Here is a 15191-nt window from a genome sequence, read left to right on the forward strand (position 1 = left end):
ATTGACGATATGCAGCGTGGGAGGTTGGTGGTGGACGAGCCACTCGCCAACCGGGTCAGGTCCGGAAGGAAGCAGCCCTAACGAGCCAGGCACGGGTCGCCGTGCCAGCCTCCCACCCTTTTCTCATTCGCCATTTTTTCTGGCTATCTGGCGGCTTTTGATGGCCCTGTTGATGGACAGTGTCCGTTGTTGACGTCACTCATAGGTCCGGTCCAAACTGGCGGTCGAGAAAAAAGCGTAACAGGAAGAACGGAAGGGTCGCCATGGATACGAAATCCGCTGGCATAGCTGCCGATGGGGCCTATCGCGTTCTCGCCCGCAAATATCGTCCGCAGAATTTCAACGATCTCGTCGGCCAGGAGCCGATGGTGCGCACGCTCAAAAATGCTTTTGAGACCGGGCGCATTGCGCAGGCCTGGATGCTCACCGGCGTTCGCGGTGTTGGCAAGACGACGACGGCGCGCATTCTGGCGCGGGCGCTCAACTACAAGACCGATACTGTCGATCAGCCGACAATTGACCTCTCCGTGCCCGGCGAGCATTGCCAGGCGATTATGGAAGGCCGCCATGTCGATGTGATCGAGATGGACGCCGCCTCGCACACCGGTATTGACGATATTCGCGAGATCATCGAACAGGTGCGCTATCGTCCGGTCTCGGCGCGCTACAAAGTCTACATCATTGACGAAGTGCACATGCTGTCCAATCAGGCCTTCAACGGCCTGTTGAAGACGCTTGAAGAACCGCCGCCGCATGTGAAATTCATTTTCGCCACCACCGAAATCCGCAAGGTGCCGATCACGGTTCTGTCGCGCTGCCAGCGCTTTGACCTGCGCCGTATCGAATCGGGCACGCTGGCGCAGCATCTGCGCCGCATTGCGGAAGCCGAGCAGATCGAAGTCGACGACGCGTCGCTTGCCATGATCGCTCGCGCCGGTGAAGGCTCCGCCCGCGATTCGTTATCGATCTTCGATCAGGCCATCGCACATGGCGCTGGTCAGGTCAGCGCGGAAGCCGTGCGCTCCATGCTGGGGCTTGCCGACCGCGCCCGGATCATCGATCTCTTCGAAATGCTGATGCGCGGCGATGTGGCTGCCGCTCTTACCGAGTTTCGCGCGCAATATGACGTCGGTGCCGACCCTTCGGTGGTGCTGACTGATCTGGCGGACTTCAATCATCTGGTGACGCGCCTGCGCTTCACGCCTGATGTGGCGGAAGATGTGTCGCTGTCGGAAGATGAACGCGTGCGCGGCCGCGATTTTGCGCAGAAACTGTCAGTGCGCGTATTGTCTCGCACCTGGCAGATGCTGCTCAAGGGCATTTCGGAAGTGGATACGGCAACCCGTCCGGTACAGGCTGCCGAAATGTTGCTGATCCGTCTGGCGCATGCCGCCGATCTGCCGACGCTGGACGAAGCGTTGCGCGGCCTCGAAAACGGTTCCGTTTCCGCAGGGCGTTCGCAGCCTTCGGGGAATCCACGGTCGGGTGGCAATGGCGCGCCAGAAGCACGTTTCGCCACCGATGCCGTCGGTTCGGCCTCCATGGCATCCGCCTCGGGCGGACCGGCCGCGGCCATGCGCATCGTGGAAACGGCTGCGCAACCGGTTCAGCCGCCTGCTCCGCAGCCCATTGCCGAGAGTGCGCCACAGCCTTCCGTGCCGGTCAACAGCCTGAACGACATTGTTGCGATGGCCGACAAGCATCGCAACATGCAGTTCAAGATTCTGGTCAAGAACTGTGTGCGTCTGGCGTCCATCGCTCCGGGGCGTCTGGAAATCGGTCTGACCGACGATGCGCCGAAATCGCTGCCGAGCGAGATCGCGCAATATCTTTTGAACTGGACCGGCATTCGCTGGGTGGTGACTGTGGCGCGCGATGTTGCGAGCCAGACCGTTGCCGAAGCGGAAACGGAGCGTCGCGACAATCTTGTGACCGACGCTCGCGCCGATCCGGATGTGGCAGCCATTCTCGCAGCCTTTCCGGGCGCGAAAATCACCGACGTGCGCATAGCCGTGGCGGAACAGAACGATGACGAGGACATTGACCTCGACGCCGTTGCTGAAGTGCCCGGCGTGCCGTCTGAAGACGACTGAATTATCGAAGACTATGGAGTAAACCCATGCGTGACATGATGGGCATGATGAAGCAGGCGAAGGAATTGCAGGCCAAGATGAAGGCCATGCAGGACGAAATCGCCAATCTTGAAGCCACAGCCTCTTCTGGCGGCGGTCTGGTGACGATCACTTTGTCGGGCAAGGGCACCTTGTCGGCACTGAAGATCGATCCGTCGCTGGCCAAGGAAGACGAGGTGGAAATCCTCGAAGACCTGATCATCGCGGCGCATAACGATGCCAAGGCAAAACTGGAAGCTGTAATGGCTGAGAAGACACAGTCGCTGACGGCGGGTCTTCCGATTCCTCCCGGTTTCAAGCTGCCGTTTTAAGACAGTAGGGGAGTAGGGAAGTAGGGAAGTATGTTTGGTCGGCTGATTGCCGCCATGTCGCATATTCCCTCATTCCTTCCCCCTACTCACTTATTCCCCTGTTCCGTTACTCCCTTAGGCATATGTCCAAACGAATCGCCGGTCCTGAAATCGAACGTCTGATCCAGCTTCTGGCCCGCGTACCGGGTCTGGGGCCGCGTTCGGCGCGCCGTGCGGCGCTTCATCTCATCAAGAAGAAAGAAGCGCTTCTGGTGCCGCTGGGCGGCGCCATGCAGGAAGCTGCCGAGAAAGTGCGCATCTGTTCGTGCTGCGGTAATGTCGACACGTCCGATCCCTGCACCATTTGCACGGACGAGCGACGTGACCCCACCACGCTGATCGTGGTGGAAGACGTGTCCGATCTCTGGGCGCTGGAGCGGGCGGGCACGATGAACGTGCGCTACCATGTTCTGGGCGGTCGCCTGTCGCCGCTGGATGGCATTGGTCCCGACGATCTCAACATCAAGGGGCTGGTGGAGCGTGTGGCAACCGGTGAGATCAAGGAAGTGATTCTCGCGGTCAATGCGACCGTCGAAGGTCAGACCACCGCCCATTACATTACCGATCAATTGGCAAATTTCGAGGTCCGCGTCACACGTCTCGCTCATGGTGTGCCGGTGGGCGGCGAACTCGATTATCTGGACGAAGGCACGCTGGCTGCCGCCTTGCGAGCACGAACCACCCTTTAGTTATTCGGGAGAAAAACATGGCAGCAAGCCGTTGGAAGCATGCTTTGAAAACTGCTCTGGGTCTTGCCGTCATTCTTGCTGTTTCTCCTGCCGTCGCAGCTCCCTCCAAGGCGCAGGTCGAAGGTCAGTATCGCAACTGGATCGAGCGGGATCTCTGGCCGGAAGCAAAGGCGGCGGGTGTTTCCCGCGCCGTCTTTGATCAGGCTTTTGCGGGCGTGACGATCAACTGGAAATTGCCCGATCTGGTCATCCCCGGTGAAAAACCGTCGACTCCGAAAGAGCAGAAACAGGCAGAGTTCGGCGCACCTGGCAAGTATTTCAATGCCAAAACCATGGCGTCGGTCACGAGCGGCGGTCAGGCGCGTTATGGCCAATATGCCAGCCTTCTGAAACGCATCGAGCAGAAATATGGTGTTCCGGGCCCGATCATCGTTGCGATATGGGGCCGTGAATCCGGTTTCGGCACGGTCAAGATTCCCTACAATGTGTTTGAAGTTCTCGGCACAAAAGCCTTTATGGCGACACGCAAGGACATGTTCCGCAAGGAGCTGATCGCTGCGCTCGAAATCGCGTCCAAAGGCTATATCGACGAAAGCGCCATGAAAAGCTCCTGGGCTGGCGCGCTTGGACAGCCGCAATTTATGCCGACTTCCTATCTCAAACATGCTGTCGATTTCGATGGCGACGGCAAGCGCGACATCTGGAATTCCGTGCCGGATACGCTGGCTTCTATCGCCAATTACCTGAATCTGCACGGCTGGCAGAAAGGGCGTGACTGGGGTTTCGAGGTCAATGTCCCGCAGAGCGTGTCGTGTTCGCTGGAGGGCCCGGATCAGGGCAAACCGATTGCAGAATGGTCCAAGCTTGGTATCACCCGCGTCAATGGCAAGGCATTTCCCGCTGGTGAAATGAAGGGCGAAAGCTTTTTGCTCATGCCTGCCGGCCGCTTCGGCCCGGCCTTCATCGTGAGCCAGAATTTCTACGTGCTCAAGGACTATAATATGAGCGATCTCTACGCGCTCTTCATCGGCCATGTCGGCGACCGCGTTGCTTATGGTGCGGGTGATTTCCAGCAGTCATGGGGCAATGTCGGCACGATGTATCGCTCGGATATCGGTGCGATGCAGAAGCGCTTGCAGGCGCAAGGTTATGACGTCGGCAAGCCGGACGGATTACCTGGCTTCAAGACGCGCCGCTCGATTGGCCTGTGGCAGGCAAAGAACGGCATGGCTTCGACCTGTTTCCCGCAGCCTGAACTGTTGCGTCAGATACGCTGACTGGAATCAGTGACAAGCACATCTGCAAAGGCCTGAAGCGCTTTTGTTCTGTAACGGTCATTGTGCAATAGCATGAGAAACTGACGTTGCGGCAGGATGAAGTCTGCTTTGACAAGCGTTCCGGCGGCGAGATGCGGCGCGGCCACCAATTCTGATATGGCGGTGACATAATCGCCAGAGCGAACGGCTGAACAAATCGCCTCATTGGACGGCAGTTCCAGCGCCACATTCAACCGCGCGGGGTTATAGCCGTTAGCGCGCATGGCATCTTCGAAAACACTACGTGTGCCAGATCCCTGTTCGCGCAAAATCCATTTTCCTTCGAACAAACGGTCCCAAGAGAGGCGGCCCGCGCCGCTCCACGGGTGGTCCGGACGCGTAACCAGAATAAGCTGATCAGTCGCCACCTTGCTGACGGAAAGTGCTGGTGCCTGCACTGAACCTTCCACCAGACCGATATCGCCTGCGCCCTCCTGCGTCGCTTCAGTCACGCTTTCCGTATTGCCCAGTGTCAGGCGCACCTCGATCATCGGGTAGGCGCTGTGAAACTGCGCCAGAAAGGGCGGCAACCAGTAGCTTGCGATGGTCTGGCTGGCGTGGATCGAGAGAATGCCACGCTTGCCGCCACCGAATTCAGACAGCATACGTTCGGCAGAACGCGCGCGCGCCAGCGTCGCACGTGCTTCATCCAGAAACAGACGACCGTCGCCGGTCAGTTCGATGCGACGTCCGATACGGTTGAACAGTGTCGCGCCATAACGCTCTTCCAAAGTGCGGATCGCGGAACTGACTGCCGAAGGCGTCAGATGCAGCGCCTCGGAGGCGCGAGTCAGATGTTCTCGTTCCGCCACTTCAATGAAAATACGCAGTTGTTCCAGTGTCATAGCTCATACCATTCGATTGTATAGAATGATTTATGCCATATAATGAAATGGATTGAACAGGGAAAATAAGACATTAAATCGGAATGGAATTCTCTTTCGATATGAAATGCCGATAATGACATACTCAAAAATCCAGAACATCCTCCCCGGACTTGCACTTAGCATCGGCGTCGCGGCAGCGGCCATCGGTCTTGAGAAGATCGAGGCCCATTACGCTGGCAGGGCATGGCTTGAAGCGTTGGTGATTGCCATTCTGCTCGGCACGATGGTGCGCACGTTCCTGCGTCCCGGCAAGCAGTTCAGCAAAGGCATCGGCTTTTCGGCAAAGATGATTCTGGAAATCGCCGTGGTGCTTCTTGGCGCATCAATCAGCGTCAGCGCGGTGATCGCGGCAGGTTCCGGCCTTATTCTTGGCATTGCCTGTGTCGTGGTGGTGGCGATAGCCTTGAGCTATGGTATCGGGCGACTGCTGAAGCTGCCGCATCGCATGGCGGTGCTGGTGGCCTGCGGCAATTCGATTTGCGGCAACTCGGCCATTGCGGCAACAGCGCCGGTCATCGGGGCTGAAAGCGAGGATGTTGCCGCCTCCATCGCTTTCACGGCAATTCTTGGTGTGGTCGTGGTGTTGTGCCTACCGCTGCTGGTGCCGCTTCTTGGCTTGTCCCATACTCAGTATGGCGTGCTTGCAGGCTTGACGGTCTATGCCGTGCCGCAGGTGCTGGCCGCGACGGCTCCCGTTGCGACGATTAGTGTGCAACTCGGCACGCTGGTCAAGCTGGTGCGGGTGCTGATGCTCGGTCCGGTTATTCTGGCTCTGGCTGTCCTCGCGGGCAATAAGGACGCAGGCGCAAAGCCGGGCTTTTTCCAATTAGTGCCGTGGTTCATCCTAGGCTTTCTTGCAATGATGGCGTTGCACTCACTGCATCTTATTCCGGAAACATTGCTGCCCGGTATTCAATATGCCTCGACGCTGCTCACCATCATTTCGATGGCCGCGCTTGGTCTTGGTGTTGATGTCCGCTCTGTAGCGCAGGCTGGCGGGCGCGTGACGCTGACGGCGGTTCTTTCGCTCTTATCGCTTGGCATCATCAGTCTGGGACTGATTCATATGCTCGGGGTCATGTGAGTTTGCGACGCAAAAGATAGCCCTGCCGCAGTAAAATTGGCAGGGCATCTTCTAATGCGATTACAGTTTGTTGATGAATTAGAATTTGTAGGCCACACCAAGGCGGATATCGTTGGTGGTTAGTTTTTGCTGGAGGGTCGTGCTGGCCATGCCTGTATCCAGATCGCGCTTACGAAAATCGGTATAGCGATATTCCAGGCGCAAAATGACATTGTCGGTTGCCGCATAATCGACACCGCCGCCAATCGTCCAGCCAGTCTGTGTTTTCTTTTGCGTCAGCGATCTTTGTGACGATGGATTTGTCGACGTCACAGAAAGCGTATCCTTGATACTACCGAAAGCCACGCCGCCAGCGATATAGGGCATGAAGCGATTAATCGCATAACCTATGCGGGGACGTATGGCGCCCGACCACTGTAGGTCCGTTTTGACCGAGGCAGTTGTGGTCGGATCGCTCCCAATGCCGGTTCTATTGATTTCAGCACCTGAAAAGTCACCATCTATGCCCAGAATGACATTGTTCCCGACGTCAAAATTATATCCTGCATAGATGCCTCCTAAAAAGCCCCTGGGGCGCAAATCGCCAATCATCGGCGAAAATTTGGTCTTCCCAAATCCGTAGCCAACTTGGCCTCCGATATAGCCGCCACTCCAATTGAATGAGCTTAAGATAGGCATTGGTTCAGGCTCGACGATAACATCGGCGGCATTGGCGTGAGCAGCCACAATTGTCATTATGCCAGCAATGCCTGTAAGAATTTTTATATTCATTGATATCTCCTAAAATATTACGTTAAAGCGGAAAGTCCTTTGGTATTTATTCTTTTATTTATGTATAAATAAAAGGTCAATTTGATGATAAATATTTAAAAATGAATAATGTAATAATTGTTTATTATTATGATTTTGTTTTATGTTATTATATAATTTGATTTATAAATAATTATTAAGGTATAAAATGCTTTCGTCGGTTTTTTTATTTGTGTTGCGGAAATGTATCTAAGTTATTTATATTTACTTAGCATTTATCTAAAGCGCGCATTGCGTGTACAGCATTTTGCCAGCGTTGGTTTGTTCGCATGTGCAGCATTAGAGCCGCTTCAAAACTGGTAAGGCAGTTTTCGCAGGTCGATATTCGATTGGATAACTTATCAGGCAGATCGTTGTGGAGTGTGGTTTCCCAAGGGTGGGGCAGTGCTACAGATGGTCCAGATACTTTGGGAAAGTTATCGCTTCTCCGAAACTTGCGCCTACATCGCAAACGTCCGCTTCTTTGATGATTTCGCCGCACAGCACAGCGCATTTTCGGGAAATAACCAGGCAGGCGCTTTTATGCGTTTTCACCGCGCACTATCGTCATGGCGAAGGCAGGTGCGTTTATCACGCGATGAAGCTCCGCGCTCCGCATCATCAGTCTGGGACTGATCCATATGCTGGGGGTATGTGACGGAAACAGCCCCGCCTCGGTGCGAGGACAGGGCTGTTTCCTGATGCAGATCAGATGTTCAATCAGAACTTATAAGCGATGCCGAGACGAACATCGTTGGTTGACAGCTTTCCGCTGGCGTTGACGCTGGTATCGCCGACGTTGAAGTTGCGCTTGCCAAAATCGGTGTAGCGGTATTCAAGGCGCATAATAACATTGTCGGTTACGGCGTAGTCCGCACCGCCGCCAATGGTCCAGCCGGTCTGTATTTTAGATTGGGACACAACCTTTTCACCCTGGAAATGCGCCCCGTCCTTTATATTGCCGAAAGCTGCACCGCCCGCGATGTAGGGCATAAAACGGTCAAGCGCGTAGCCGACACGCGCACGCGCCGCGCCGGACCACTGCAATTGCGTTTTGAAACTGGTGGGCTCATCGCCTCCTGTGGAGCCTGCCCTCTTGATCGCCGAACCGGCGAAATCACCATCGACACCGAGGATCAGGTTGGTTCCCGTATCAAAATTGTAACCGGCATAAATGCCTCCGAGGAAGCCATTCGAGCTGATTCCGTTTAATGCCGCTTTTTCCTCTTCTGACCGTGCCGAAAACTTGGAACTTCCCCAACCATAGCCGACCTGTCCGCCGACATAAGCGCCGCCCCAGTTGAAAGGAGTAGCAATGGGAACTGCCGGTGCGACAGGCGCCTCCGGAACAATGATATCTGTAGCATGAGCACTCGTGGCCATCAGAGCAAAAATGCCAGACGCAATCATGGAAATTCTTGTACCCAAAATATTTCTCCTAAATATAACAAAGCAAGTATAAGCAACAGCCGCAGATAAAACGAATATAATGAAGAGTCAATTTAATTTAAGAACTAATTAAAATAAAACAATTGCGTATAATATTGAAAAACAAAAAGAAAAAGCCCGCTATAAAGCGGGCTTTTCCATGTTTGCAAGAAGGGAGAAAAGATTAGTTCTTTTCCTGCTTCTTCAGAGCGGCACCGAGGATGTCGCCGAGCGAAGCGCCGGAGTCGGTCGAACCGTACTGAGCGACAGCTTCTTTTTCTTCAGCGATTTCGAGCGCCTTGATCGAGACCTGCAGCTTGCGGGTCTTCTTGTCGAAAGCGATGACGCGAGCGTCAACCTTCTGACCGACCGTGAAGCGTTCCGGACGCTGTTCTTCGCGATCACGCGAAAGATCCGAACGGCGGATGAAGCTATCCAGGTCGTGATCGACCAGGCGAACTTCGAGGCCACCATCGGTAACAGCAGTCACTTCGCAGGTTACAACGGCGTTCTTGCGCAGTTCGCCCGAAGCTGCTGCTTCGCCGACCTTGTCGCCGGAAAGCTGCTTGATGCCAAGCGAGATGCGTTCCTTGTCGATGTCGACGTCGAGAACGACAGCCTTGACCACTTCGCCCTTGTTGTACTCTTCGATAACCTGTTCGCCTGGACGGTTCCAGTCGAGATCGGAGAGGTGAACCATGCCGTCAACGTCGCCGTCGAGACCAATGAACAGGCCGAATTCGGTCTTGTTCTTGACTTCGCCTTCAACAACGGTGCCGGTCGGGTACTTCTGAGCGAAGGTCGTCCACGGATTGTCGAGGGTCTGCTTGAGGCCGAGCGAGATACGGCGCTTGACCGGATCAACTTCGAGCACAACGACTTCGACTTCCTGAGTGGTGGAGAGAATCTTGCCCGGATGGACATTCTTCTTGGTCCACGACATTTCGGAAACGTGGATGAGGCCTTCGATGCCCGGCTCGATTTCCACGAATGCACCGTAGTCGGTGATGTTCGTGACAGTGCCGGTGATCTTTTTGCCGATCGGGTACTTCGCGCCGATGCCATCCCAAGGATCGCTCTCGAGCTGCTTCATGCCGAGCGAGATACGATGGGTTTCCTGGTTGATGCGGATGATCTGCACCTTGACCGTCTGGCCGATGGTGAGGATTTCCGACGGATGGTTGACGCGGCGCCATGCCATGTCGGTAACGTGCAGGAGACCGTCGATGCCGCCGAGGTCAACGAACGCACCATAATCGGTGATGTTTTTGACGACGCCTTCAACGACCTGACCTTCTTCAAGGTTCTGGACGATTTCCGAACGCTGTTCCGCACGGCTCTCTTCAAGAACGGTACGACGCGAGACAACGATGTTGCCACGACGCTTGTCCATCTTGAGGATTTCGAACGGCTGCGGGACGTGCATGAGCGGGGTGACGTCGCGGATCGGACGGATGTCGACCTGCGAACGCGGCAGGAAGGCAACAGCGCCGTCGAGGTCGACGGTGAAACCACCCTTGACCTGATTGAAGATCACGCCGTCGACGCGCTCGCCATTGGCGAACTTCTGCTCGAGCTTGACCCAGCTTTCTTCACGACGTGCTTTTTCGCGCGAGAGAACAGCTTCGCCGAGAGCGTTTTCGATACGCTCGACGTAAACTTCAACTTCATCGCCCGGCTTCAGCGTGCCGTCTTTGCCCTTTGCGCCGAATTCCTTCAGCGGTACGCGGCCTTCGACCTTCAGACCGGCGTCGATGATCGCCATGTCCTTTTCGATGGCGACGATGCGGCCCTTGACGACATAGCCTTCAGCAAGATCGTTTTGCGCGAAGGATTCTGCCAGCAGGGACTCGAAATCTGCGCGGGAGGGGTTGGATTGAGACATATATACTCCTGATGCATCCGGAAAATTCATCGGATGCGGCGCCGGGGGTTCGTGTTGTACACTGTCCGACCTCGGCTCCGTCTTTGCAGACAACCGGCGCGTGGAACGCGAAGTCAGACTATTCATTATTCGGCACGACCTTTCTCGAAAACCGTTTTACAGCTTTCGAGGCCATGTTCTATCAGAGCAGCCTATATAGGGCCGATCTGGCATTTTTCCAGCATTTCCGGGGCAAATTCAGCTCAAAGAGCCGTAAAAAGCCTGATCATCATGCCTTGTGACGCGCGAGAGCCTCGTCGATGAGGTTTTTCGCCGCCAGAAATGCCGCTTCTATACTCATTTCGCTTGTATCAAGCAAGTGCGCGTCTTCAGCAGGGCGCAGCGGAGAATCAGTACGGTTGGTGTCACGTTCGTCACGCTTCTTCAGATCGGCGAGAATTTCGCCAAGATCGGCAGTGCCGCCCTTCGAAACGATCTCGTCAAAACGCCGCTCGGCCCGCACTTCCGGCGAGGCGGTGACGAACAGTTTTATCTCCGCCTTGGGGCAGACCACGGTACCGATATCTCGACCGTCGAGAACACTGGCCGGAAGGGCTGCCGCAAAATGGCGCTGGGCTTCGACAAGCGCACGTCGCACGGCCGGCATGACCGCAACCTTGGAGGCGGCCTCGCCGATATCATGTGCGGACAGGATGGTCTTGTCCATTTCGCGCAGATCGAGATGACGCGCGGCATCGGCGGCCAGCAATTCATCGTCGAGCGGCAGGTTCTTGTCGAGAAGCGCCTTGGCGACTGCACGATAGGTCAGCCCGGTGTCGAGATGCGGTATGCCGTAATGCGTGGCGATGCGCCGGGCAAGGGTTCCCTTGCCCGAGGCTGCCGGTCCGTCGATGGCGACGATGAATGGCTTCATTCGGCTTCGCTCGGCTCGATCTTCGCGCCCATTCCCGTCATGAGGTCCATGAATTCGGGGAAGGAGGTCGCAATCATCGTGCTGTCGTCGACTGTCACAGGCTTTTCGGAAGCGAGACCCATAACGAGGAAGCTCATCGCGATACGGTGATCGAGATGTGTCGCGACGACACCGCCGCCGAGCCCCTTGCCGTCAGGGCGTCCGCGAACGGTCAGCGACATCTCGCCTTCCGTGCAATCGACACCATTGACTTCAAGGCCGCGAGCAACGGCCGCCAGACGATCCGATTCCTTGACGCGCAGCTCATCGAGCCCATCCATCACCGTTTCGCCTTCAGCAAAACTCGCGGCGATGGCCAGCACCGGATATTCGTCAATCATCGAAGGCGCGCGTTCCGGCGGAACGGTGACGCCTTTCAGTCTGGACGATTTCACGCGCAGATCGGCGACATCTTCACCGCCGGCAAGGCGTTCATTGAAGACTTCAATATCCGCGCCCATTTCCTGCAAGGTGAGGATCAGGCCCGTGCGGGTCGGATTCATCAAAACATTGCGGATGGTGACGTCCGAACCTTCGACCAGCAGCGCCGCTACCAGCGGGAACGCCGTCGAGGACGGATCGCCCGGAACATCGATGGTCTGGCCGATCAGCTTGCCCTGTCCGGTGATGCGAATATGGCGCACGCCGTCCTTATCGGTTTCGACGGTCAGGTCAGCGCCAAAGCCTTGCAGCATCTTTTCGGTATGGTCGCGGGTCATGACCGGCTCGATAACCGTCGTGACGCCCGGCGTGTTGAGACCGGCCAGCAGTACTGCCGATTTCACCTGCGCGGACGCCATCGGCACGCGATAGGTGATCGGATTGGCAACGCTCGGTCCAACAAGGGTCAGCGGCATGCGGTCGCCATCGGTCGACTTCACCTGTACGCCCATCTGGCGCAGCGGGTCGAGCACGCGGCCCATCGGGCGGCGTGAAAGGGAAGCGTCGCCGATAAAGGCGGTGGTCATGTCATAGGTGCCGACGAGGCCCATGGTCAGGCGCGCACCGGTGCCGGCATTGCCAAAGTCGAGCGGGGCTTCCGGTTCGAGCAGGCAGCCATTGCCGACGCCGTTGATGATCCAGACGTCGCCGTCTTTCTCGATCTTGGCGCCCATCGCCTGCATGGCGCGACCGGTATTGATGACGTCTTCACCTTCAAGCAGGCCGGTGATGCGGGTTTCGCCCGATGCCAGGCCGCCGAACATGAAGGAGCGGTGAGAAATGGACTTGTCGCCCGGAATGCGAATTTCGCCGGCCAGTGCCTCCGAGCGGCGGGCGACTGCAGGTTTCGGGGAAGCGGAATGGGACATGGATTTTTCACTGTCGCATTTTTGGCGCGAACACGCGCCGGGATTGAGAGATAAGCGGGGCTTCACTAGCATAGTAATAGTGAGCGGTCATCCGCGAATACGCCGCTGATAGGCTGTCGGACACGCCTATAAGAAAGAGTCTGCGTTATTCGGAGTCTTTCGCTTTGACAAATGCGCCAAATTGCGTTTATGCACCGAACAACACAGTTAAGGCGCGCACCACCCACTTTTCTCGCTATGCAACCGGCTCCGGGGTATATTAAGAACCATAGTGGTGGCCTGAGAAGCTCAGCAGGCGCGTTTTTGAAATGAATTTATGCCCCCCTTATAAAAGTGGCCACGCGCCACGGGCGTAACGGGAATAAAACTCACGAGGCTCAACGTGGCAAAAGCTGAACTTGGTACCAAGCGCATCGACCCGGAAACGGGCAAGAAGTTTTACGATCTGAATCGCGATCCGATCGTTTCGCCTTACACCGGCATCTCCTATCCGCGTTCCTATTTCGACGCGAATGCAGAAGCCCGCGTCGTTGAAGAGGAAGCCGAAGAGGAAGAACTGGATACGGCAATGGAAAAGCCGGATTTCGTTTCTCTCGAGGATGCCGACGACGAAGCAAAGGGCAGCGGCGACGATCTGCCGGATATGGGCGACGACGACGATGACGTCGATCTGGGTGACGACGATGACGACACCTTCCTTGAAGAAGAGGAAGACGAGGACGACGATATGTCGGGTATCCTCGGCGGTGGCGTCGGCGGCGACGACGAAGAAGGCTGATCCTTCGGGAATCGCTTCGAATTTTTGGAATTGCAGAAAGGGCAGCCCAGCGGGCTGCCCTTCTTTTTTGGCGTGGAAGTGGACGCTTTCCACAACCTCCGGCGGCGGATACGGTCATTCGGCAAATTATTTTCGCAGATGTGAAAAGAGTTGCGATTTAGCTCTTGATCTTCTGGCAAACGCCATTTAATAAGCCGCCACACCGGGCAGCAAGTTCTGCCTGGCCCACCTCGAAAGAGGTCTGATGGGGCCATAGCTCAGCTGGGAGAGCGCCTGCATGGCATGCAGGAGGTCAGCGGTTCGATCCCGCTTGGCTCCACCAAATTCCCCCTTGAATGAACAATCCGCTATTTCTTTCCGCCAGCGAAAGTCCTGATGGTCGCGCTGTAATTTTCGTTCAATTTTTGCCCGCAAGTTCAATTCATGCTCGACTTTATCGCGGAAGCATATACTGACATATATGTTCGAGTATTTTCGCGATGTCATTCAAATGAAGCGGCTTCCAGATTTCGACGGTCTTCGATTTTTATTGTGTGTGGGAATCGCGATTTTCCATTATTCTTTTCGGATGCCCATCCGGAACGATGGGATACATTCGGTTATATTAACGTTTACTTATTTTACCGATGTCTTTTTCATCCTGTCTGGATTGTTCCTTGCATTGCGCTCAAATTATGATTGGAATTCCGTCCGTTACGTATCTTTCGTTGGCAAACGGCTTGCGCGGATTTATCCGTTGCACGTGGCCGCCTTTTCCTGCTTCGCCCTGATGTCGATCCTTGCGGCGACAGGGCTGTTTCACCCATCGATACCGCCAAACATGAATTGGCGTGACGGGCTGGCTCAATTGCTGCTCGTGCATAACTGGGGGTTGGGAAAGAGCTTTTCCTATAATTATGTCAGCTGGTCTCTTAGCGCCTTGTTACTGATGTATCTGTGCTTCCCGCTGTTCGACAGGCTCTGCAAGCGTTTTGGCGATGGGATGCTTGTTCTGGTCGCTGTGGCTCTGCTTGGCGGTGAATATGTGGCGCGGGTTTTGGACACGCCCTCACTGACCCGGGTGCAATTTGCCGATCTTGGTGTTTTCCGCGTCTTGCCGTCCTTTCTATTCGGCATGTGGCTGGCGCGGCAGAAGCATGCCAATCTGCCGAAGACCTTTATCAAGCTTGCTCTGGCGGCCTGTCTGGTAATCTTCCTGTTTTATCATCCGAAAAGCGGAATACCGGACACCCCAACGCTTGAAGGGCCGTGGCGGCTCGTCTTTCTCTATTTCAGCGTCTATGTGCTTTTCGCCGCCAGTCGCCAGAATCTCTACACGCCGCTGCAATGGAGCGGCTTTGTGAAGATGTCGCGCTACAGTTTCGGCATTTTCATTCTTCACCCACTGGTCGGCGTGGTATTTTTCAAGCTGGTTCCTGACGGCTGGGGGCAAACGACCATAAGCGCAATTGTGCTGATGAGCTTGGCTGTCCTGGCCAGTATCGTTACTGCTGTCGTTGCATGGAATATGTTTGAAAATCCGATCCATCGCTGGGCGGTGCGGCGCATCGATATGTGGGCGGACAATAGAACGAAAACACAAGAGTGATGC

The 15191-nt window shown here is 55.6% G+C and carries 13 protein-coding genes, 1 tRNA gene and 1 other RNA gene; 9 read left to right on the plus strand and 6 right to left on the minus strand.

Annotation, left to right across the window (positions count from 1 at the left end; translation table 11 throughout):
* The first annotated feature begins 19 nt into the window (after positions 1-19).
* The 5 genes from ffs to FHW03_RS01725 all read left to right on the plus strand — a co-directional run bounded on the left by ffs (position 20) and on the right by FHW03_RS01725 (position 4448).
* Positions 20-116, plus strand: an RNA gene (gene ffs, locus FHW03_RS01705) — signal recognition particle sRNA small type.
* Positions 117-263: 147 nt separating this feature from the next.
* Entirely contained in the window at positions 264-2093 is a 1830-nt protein-coding gene (locus tag FHW03_RS01710) for a DNA polymerase III subunit gamma/tau (RefSeq protein WP_182519079.1), read from the plus strand.
* A gap of 26 nt (positions 2094-2119) precedes the next feature.
* Positions 2120-2443 carry a YbaB/EbfC family nucleoid-associated protein gene (locus FHW03_RS01715; protein ID WP_078337775.1) on the plus strand — a complete coding sequence of 108 codons (324 nt, stop codon included), beginning with the start codon at positions 2120-2122 and terminating at the stop codon, positions 2441-2443.
* A 122-nt stretch (positions 2444-2565) separates the two neighbouring features.
* Positions 2566-3171, plus strand: a complete 606-nt coding sequence (recR, locus tag FHW03_RS01720) for a recombination mediator RecR (RefSeq protein ID WP_078337776.1) — start codon at positions 2566-2568, stop codon at positions 3169-3171.
* Positions 3172-3188: 17 nt separating this feature from the next.
* Positions 3189-4448: a lytic murein transglycosylase gene (locus tag FHW03_RS01725; protein ID WP_182519080.1), complete on the plus strand. Its 1260-nt coding sequence runs from the start codon at positions 3189-3191 to the stop codon at positions 4446-4448.
* Here the strand turns inward: FHW03_RS01725 and FHW03_RS01730 are convergent.
* Positions 4436-5332 carry a LysR family transcriptional regulator gene (locus tag FHW03_RS01730; protein WP_182519081.1) on the minus strand — a complete coding sequence of 299 codons (897 nt, stop codon included), beginning with the start codon at positions 5330-5332 and terminating at the stop codon, positions 4436-4438. The two genes, FHW03_RS01725 and FHW03_RS01730, sit on opposite strands and share 13 nt — an antisense overlap.
* A gap of 106 nt (positions 5333-5438) precedes the next feature.
* Between FHW03_RS01730 and FHW03_RS01735 the strand changes: the two genes are divergently transcribed.
* Positions 5439-6458, plus strand: a complete 1020-nt coding sequence (locus FHW03_RS01735; protein ID WP_182519082.1) for a YeiH family protein — start codon at positions 5439-5441, stop codon at positions 6456-6458.
* 78 nt (positions 6459-6536) lie between these two features.
* Here the strand turns inward: FHW03_RS01735 and FHW03_RS01740 are convergent, their stop codons facing one another.
* The 5 genes from FHW03_RS01740 to aroA all read right to left on the minus strand — a co-directional run bounded on the left by FHW03_RS01740 (position 6537) and on the right by aroA (position 12822).
* Complete coding sequence (locus FHW03_RS01740; RefSeq protein WP_182519083.1) at positions 6537-7229, minus strand: outer membrane protein; 693 nt, start codon at positions 7227-7229, stop codon at positions 6537-6539.
* A gap of 738 nt (positions 7230-7967) precedes the next feature.
* On the minus strand, positions 7968-8657 hold the full coding sequence (locus FHW03_RS01745; RefSeq protein WP_182519084.1) for an outer membrane protein: 690 nt from the start codon (positions 8655-8657) through the stop codon (positions 7968-7970).
* A 202-nt stretch (positions 8658-8859) separates the two neighbouring features.
* On the minus strand, positions 8860-10560 hold the full coding sequence (gene rpsA, locus FHW03_RS01750) for a 30S ribosomal protein S1 (protein WP_109368076.1): 1701 nt from the start codon (positions 10558-10560) through the stop codon (positions 8860-8862).
* A gap of 268 nt (positions 10561-10828) precedes the next feature.
* Positions 10829-11473, minus strand: coding sequence for a (d)CMP kinase (gene cmk / locus FHW03_RS01755; protein WP_182519085.1), 645 nt, complete (start codon positions 11471-11473; stop codon positions 10829-10831).
* Positions 11470-12822 (minus strand): 3-phosphoshikimate 1-carboxyvinyltransferase, encoded by a 1353-nt coding sequence (aroA, locus tag FHW03_RS01760; protein ID WP_182519086.1) that lies wholly within the window; start codon positions 12820-12822, stop codon positions 11470-11472. Before aroA ends, cmk begins: the two co-directional genes overlap by 4 nt.
* Before the next feature lie 382 nt (positions 12823-13204).
* On the opposite strand from aroA, the gene FHW03_RS01765 reads away from it, so the two are divergent.
* From FHW03_RS01765 to FHW03_RS01775, 3 genes are all read left to right on the plus strand, one after another.
* The gene (locus FHW03_RS01765) at positions 13205-13600 is read left to right on the plus strand and encodes a TIGR02300 family protein (protein ID WP_182519087.1); all 396 of its coding nucleotides are present in this window, start codon (positions 13205-13207) and stop codon (positions 13598-13600) included.
* A 246-nt stretch (positions 13601-13846) separates the two neighbouring features.
* Positions 13847-13922 (plus strand) — tRNA-Ala (locus FHW03_RS01770).
* Positions 13923-14090: 168 nt separating this feature from the next.
* Positions 14091-15188 carry an acyltransferase gene (locus FHW03_RS01775; RefSeq protein WP_182519088.1) on the plus strand — a complete coding sequence of 366 codons (1098 nt, stop codon included), beginning with the start codon at positions 14091-14093 and terminating at the stop codon, positions 15186-15188.
* Positions 15189-15191: the final 3 nt, after the last annotated feature.

It is taken from the genome of Ochrobactrum sp. RH2CCR150 (assembly GCA_014138095.1).
Taxonomy (GTDB): Bacteria; Pseudomonadota; Alphaproteobacteria; order Rhizobiales; family Rhizobiaceae; genus Brucella; species Brucella gambitense.

Coding starts and splice junctions, on each gene's coding strand:
- FHW03_RS01710 (WP_182519079.1), top strand. CDS start 264: ATGGATACGAAATCCGCTGGCATAGCTGCCGATGGGGCCTATCGCGTT.
- FHW03_RS01715 (WP_078337775.1), top strand. CDS start 2,120: ATGCGTGACATGATGGGCATGATGAAGCAGGCGAAGGAATTGCAGGCC.
- recR (WP_078337776.1), top strand. CDS start 2,566: ATGTCCAAACGAATCGCCGGTCCTGAAATCGAACGTCTGATCCAGCTT.
- FHW03_RS01725 (WP_182519080.1), top strand. CDS start 3,189: ATGGCAGCAAGCCGTTGGAAGCATGCTTTGAAAACTGCTCTGGGTCTT.
- FHW03_RS01730 (WP_182519081.1), bottom strand. CDS start 5,332: ATGACACTGGAACAACTGCGTATTTTCATTGAAGTGGCGGAACGAGAA.
- FHW03_RS01735 (WP_182519082.1), top strand. CDS start 5,439: ATGCCGATAATGACATACTCAAAAATCCAGAACATCCTCCCCGGACTT.
- FHW03_RS01740 (WP_182519083.1), bottom strand. CDS start 7,229: ATGAATATAAAAATTCTTACAGGCATTGCTGGCATAATGACAATTGTG.
- FHW03_RS01745 (WP_182519084.1), bottom strand. CDS start 8,657: ATGATTGCGTCTGGCATTTTTGCTCTGATGGCCACGAGTGCTCATGCT.
- rpsA (WP_109368076.1), bottom strand. CDS start 10,560: ATGTCTCAATCCAACCCCTCCCGCGCAGATTTCGAGTCCCTGCTGGCA.
- cmk (WP_182519085.1), bottom strand. CDS start 11,473: ATGAAGCCATTCATCGTCGCCATCGACGGACCGGCAGCCTCGGGCAAG.
- aroA (WP_182519086.1), bottom strand. CDS start 12,822: ATGTCCCATTCCGCTTCCCCGAAACCTGCAGTCGCCCGCCGCTCGGAG.
- FHW03_RS01775 (WP_182519088.1), top strand. CDS start 14,091: ATGAAGCGGCTTCCAGATTTCGACGGTCTTCGATTTTTATTGTGTGTG.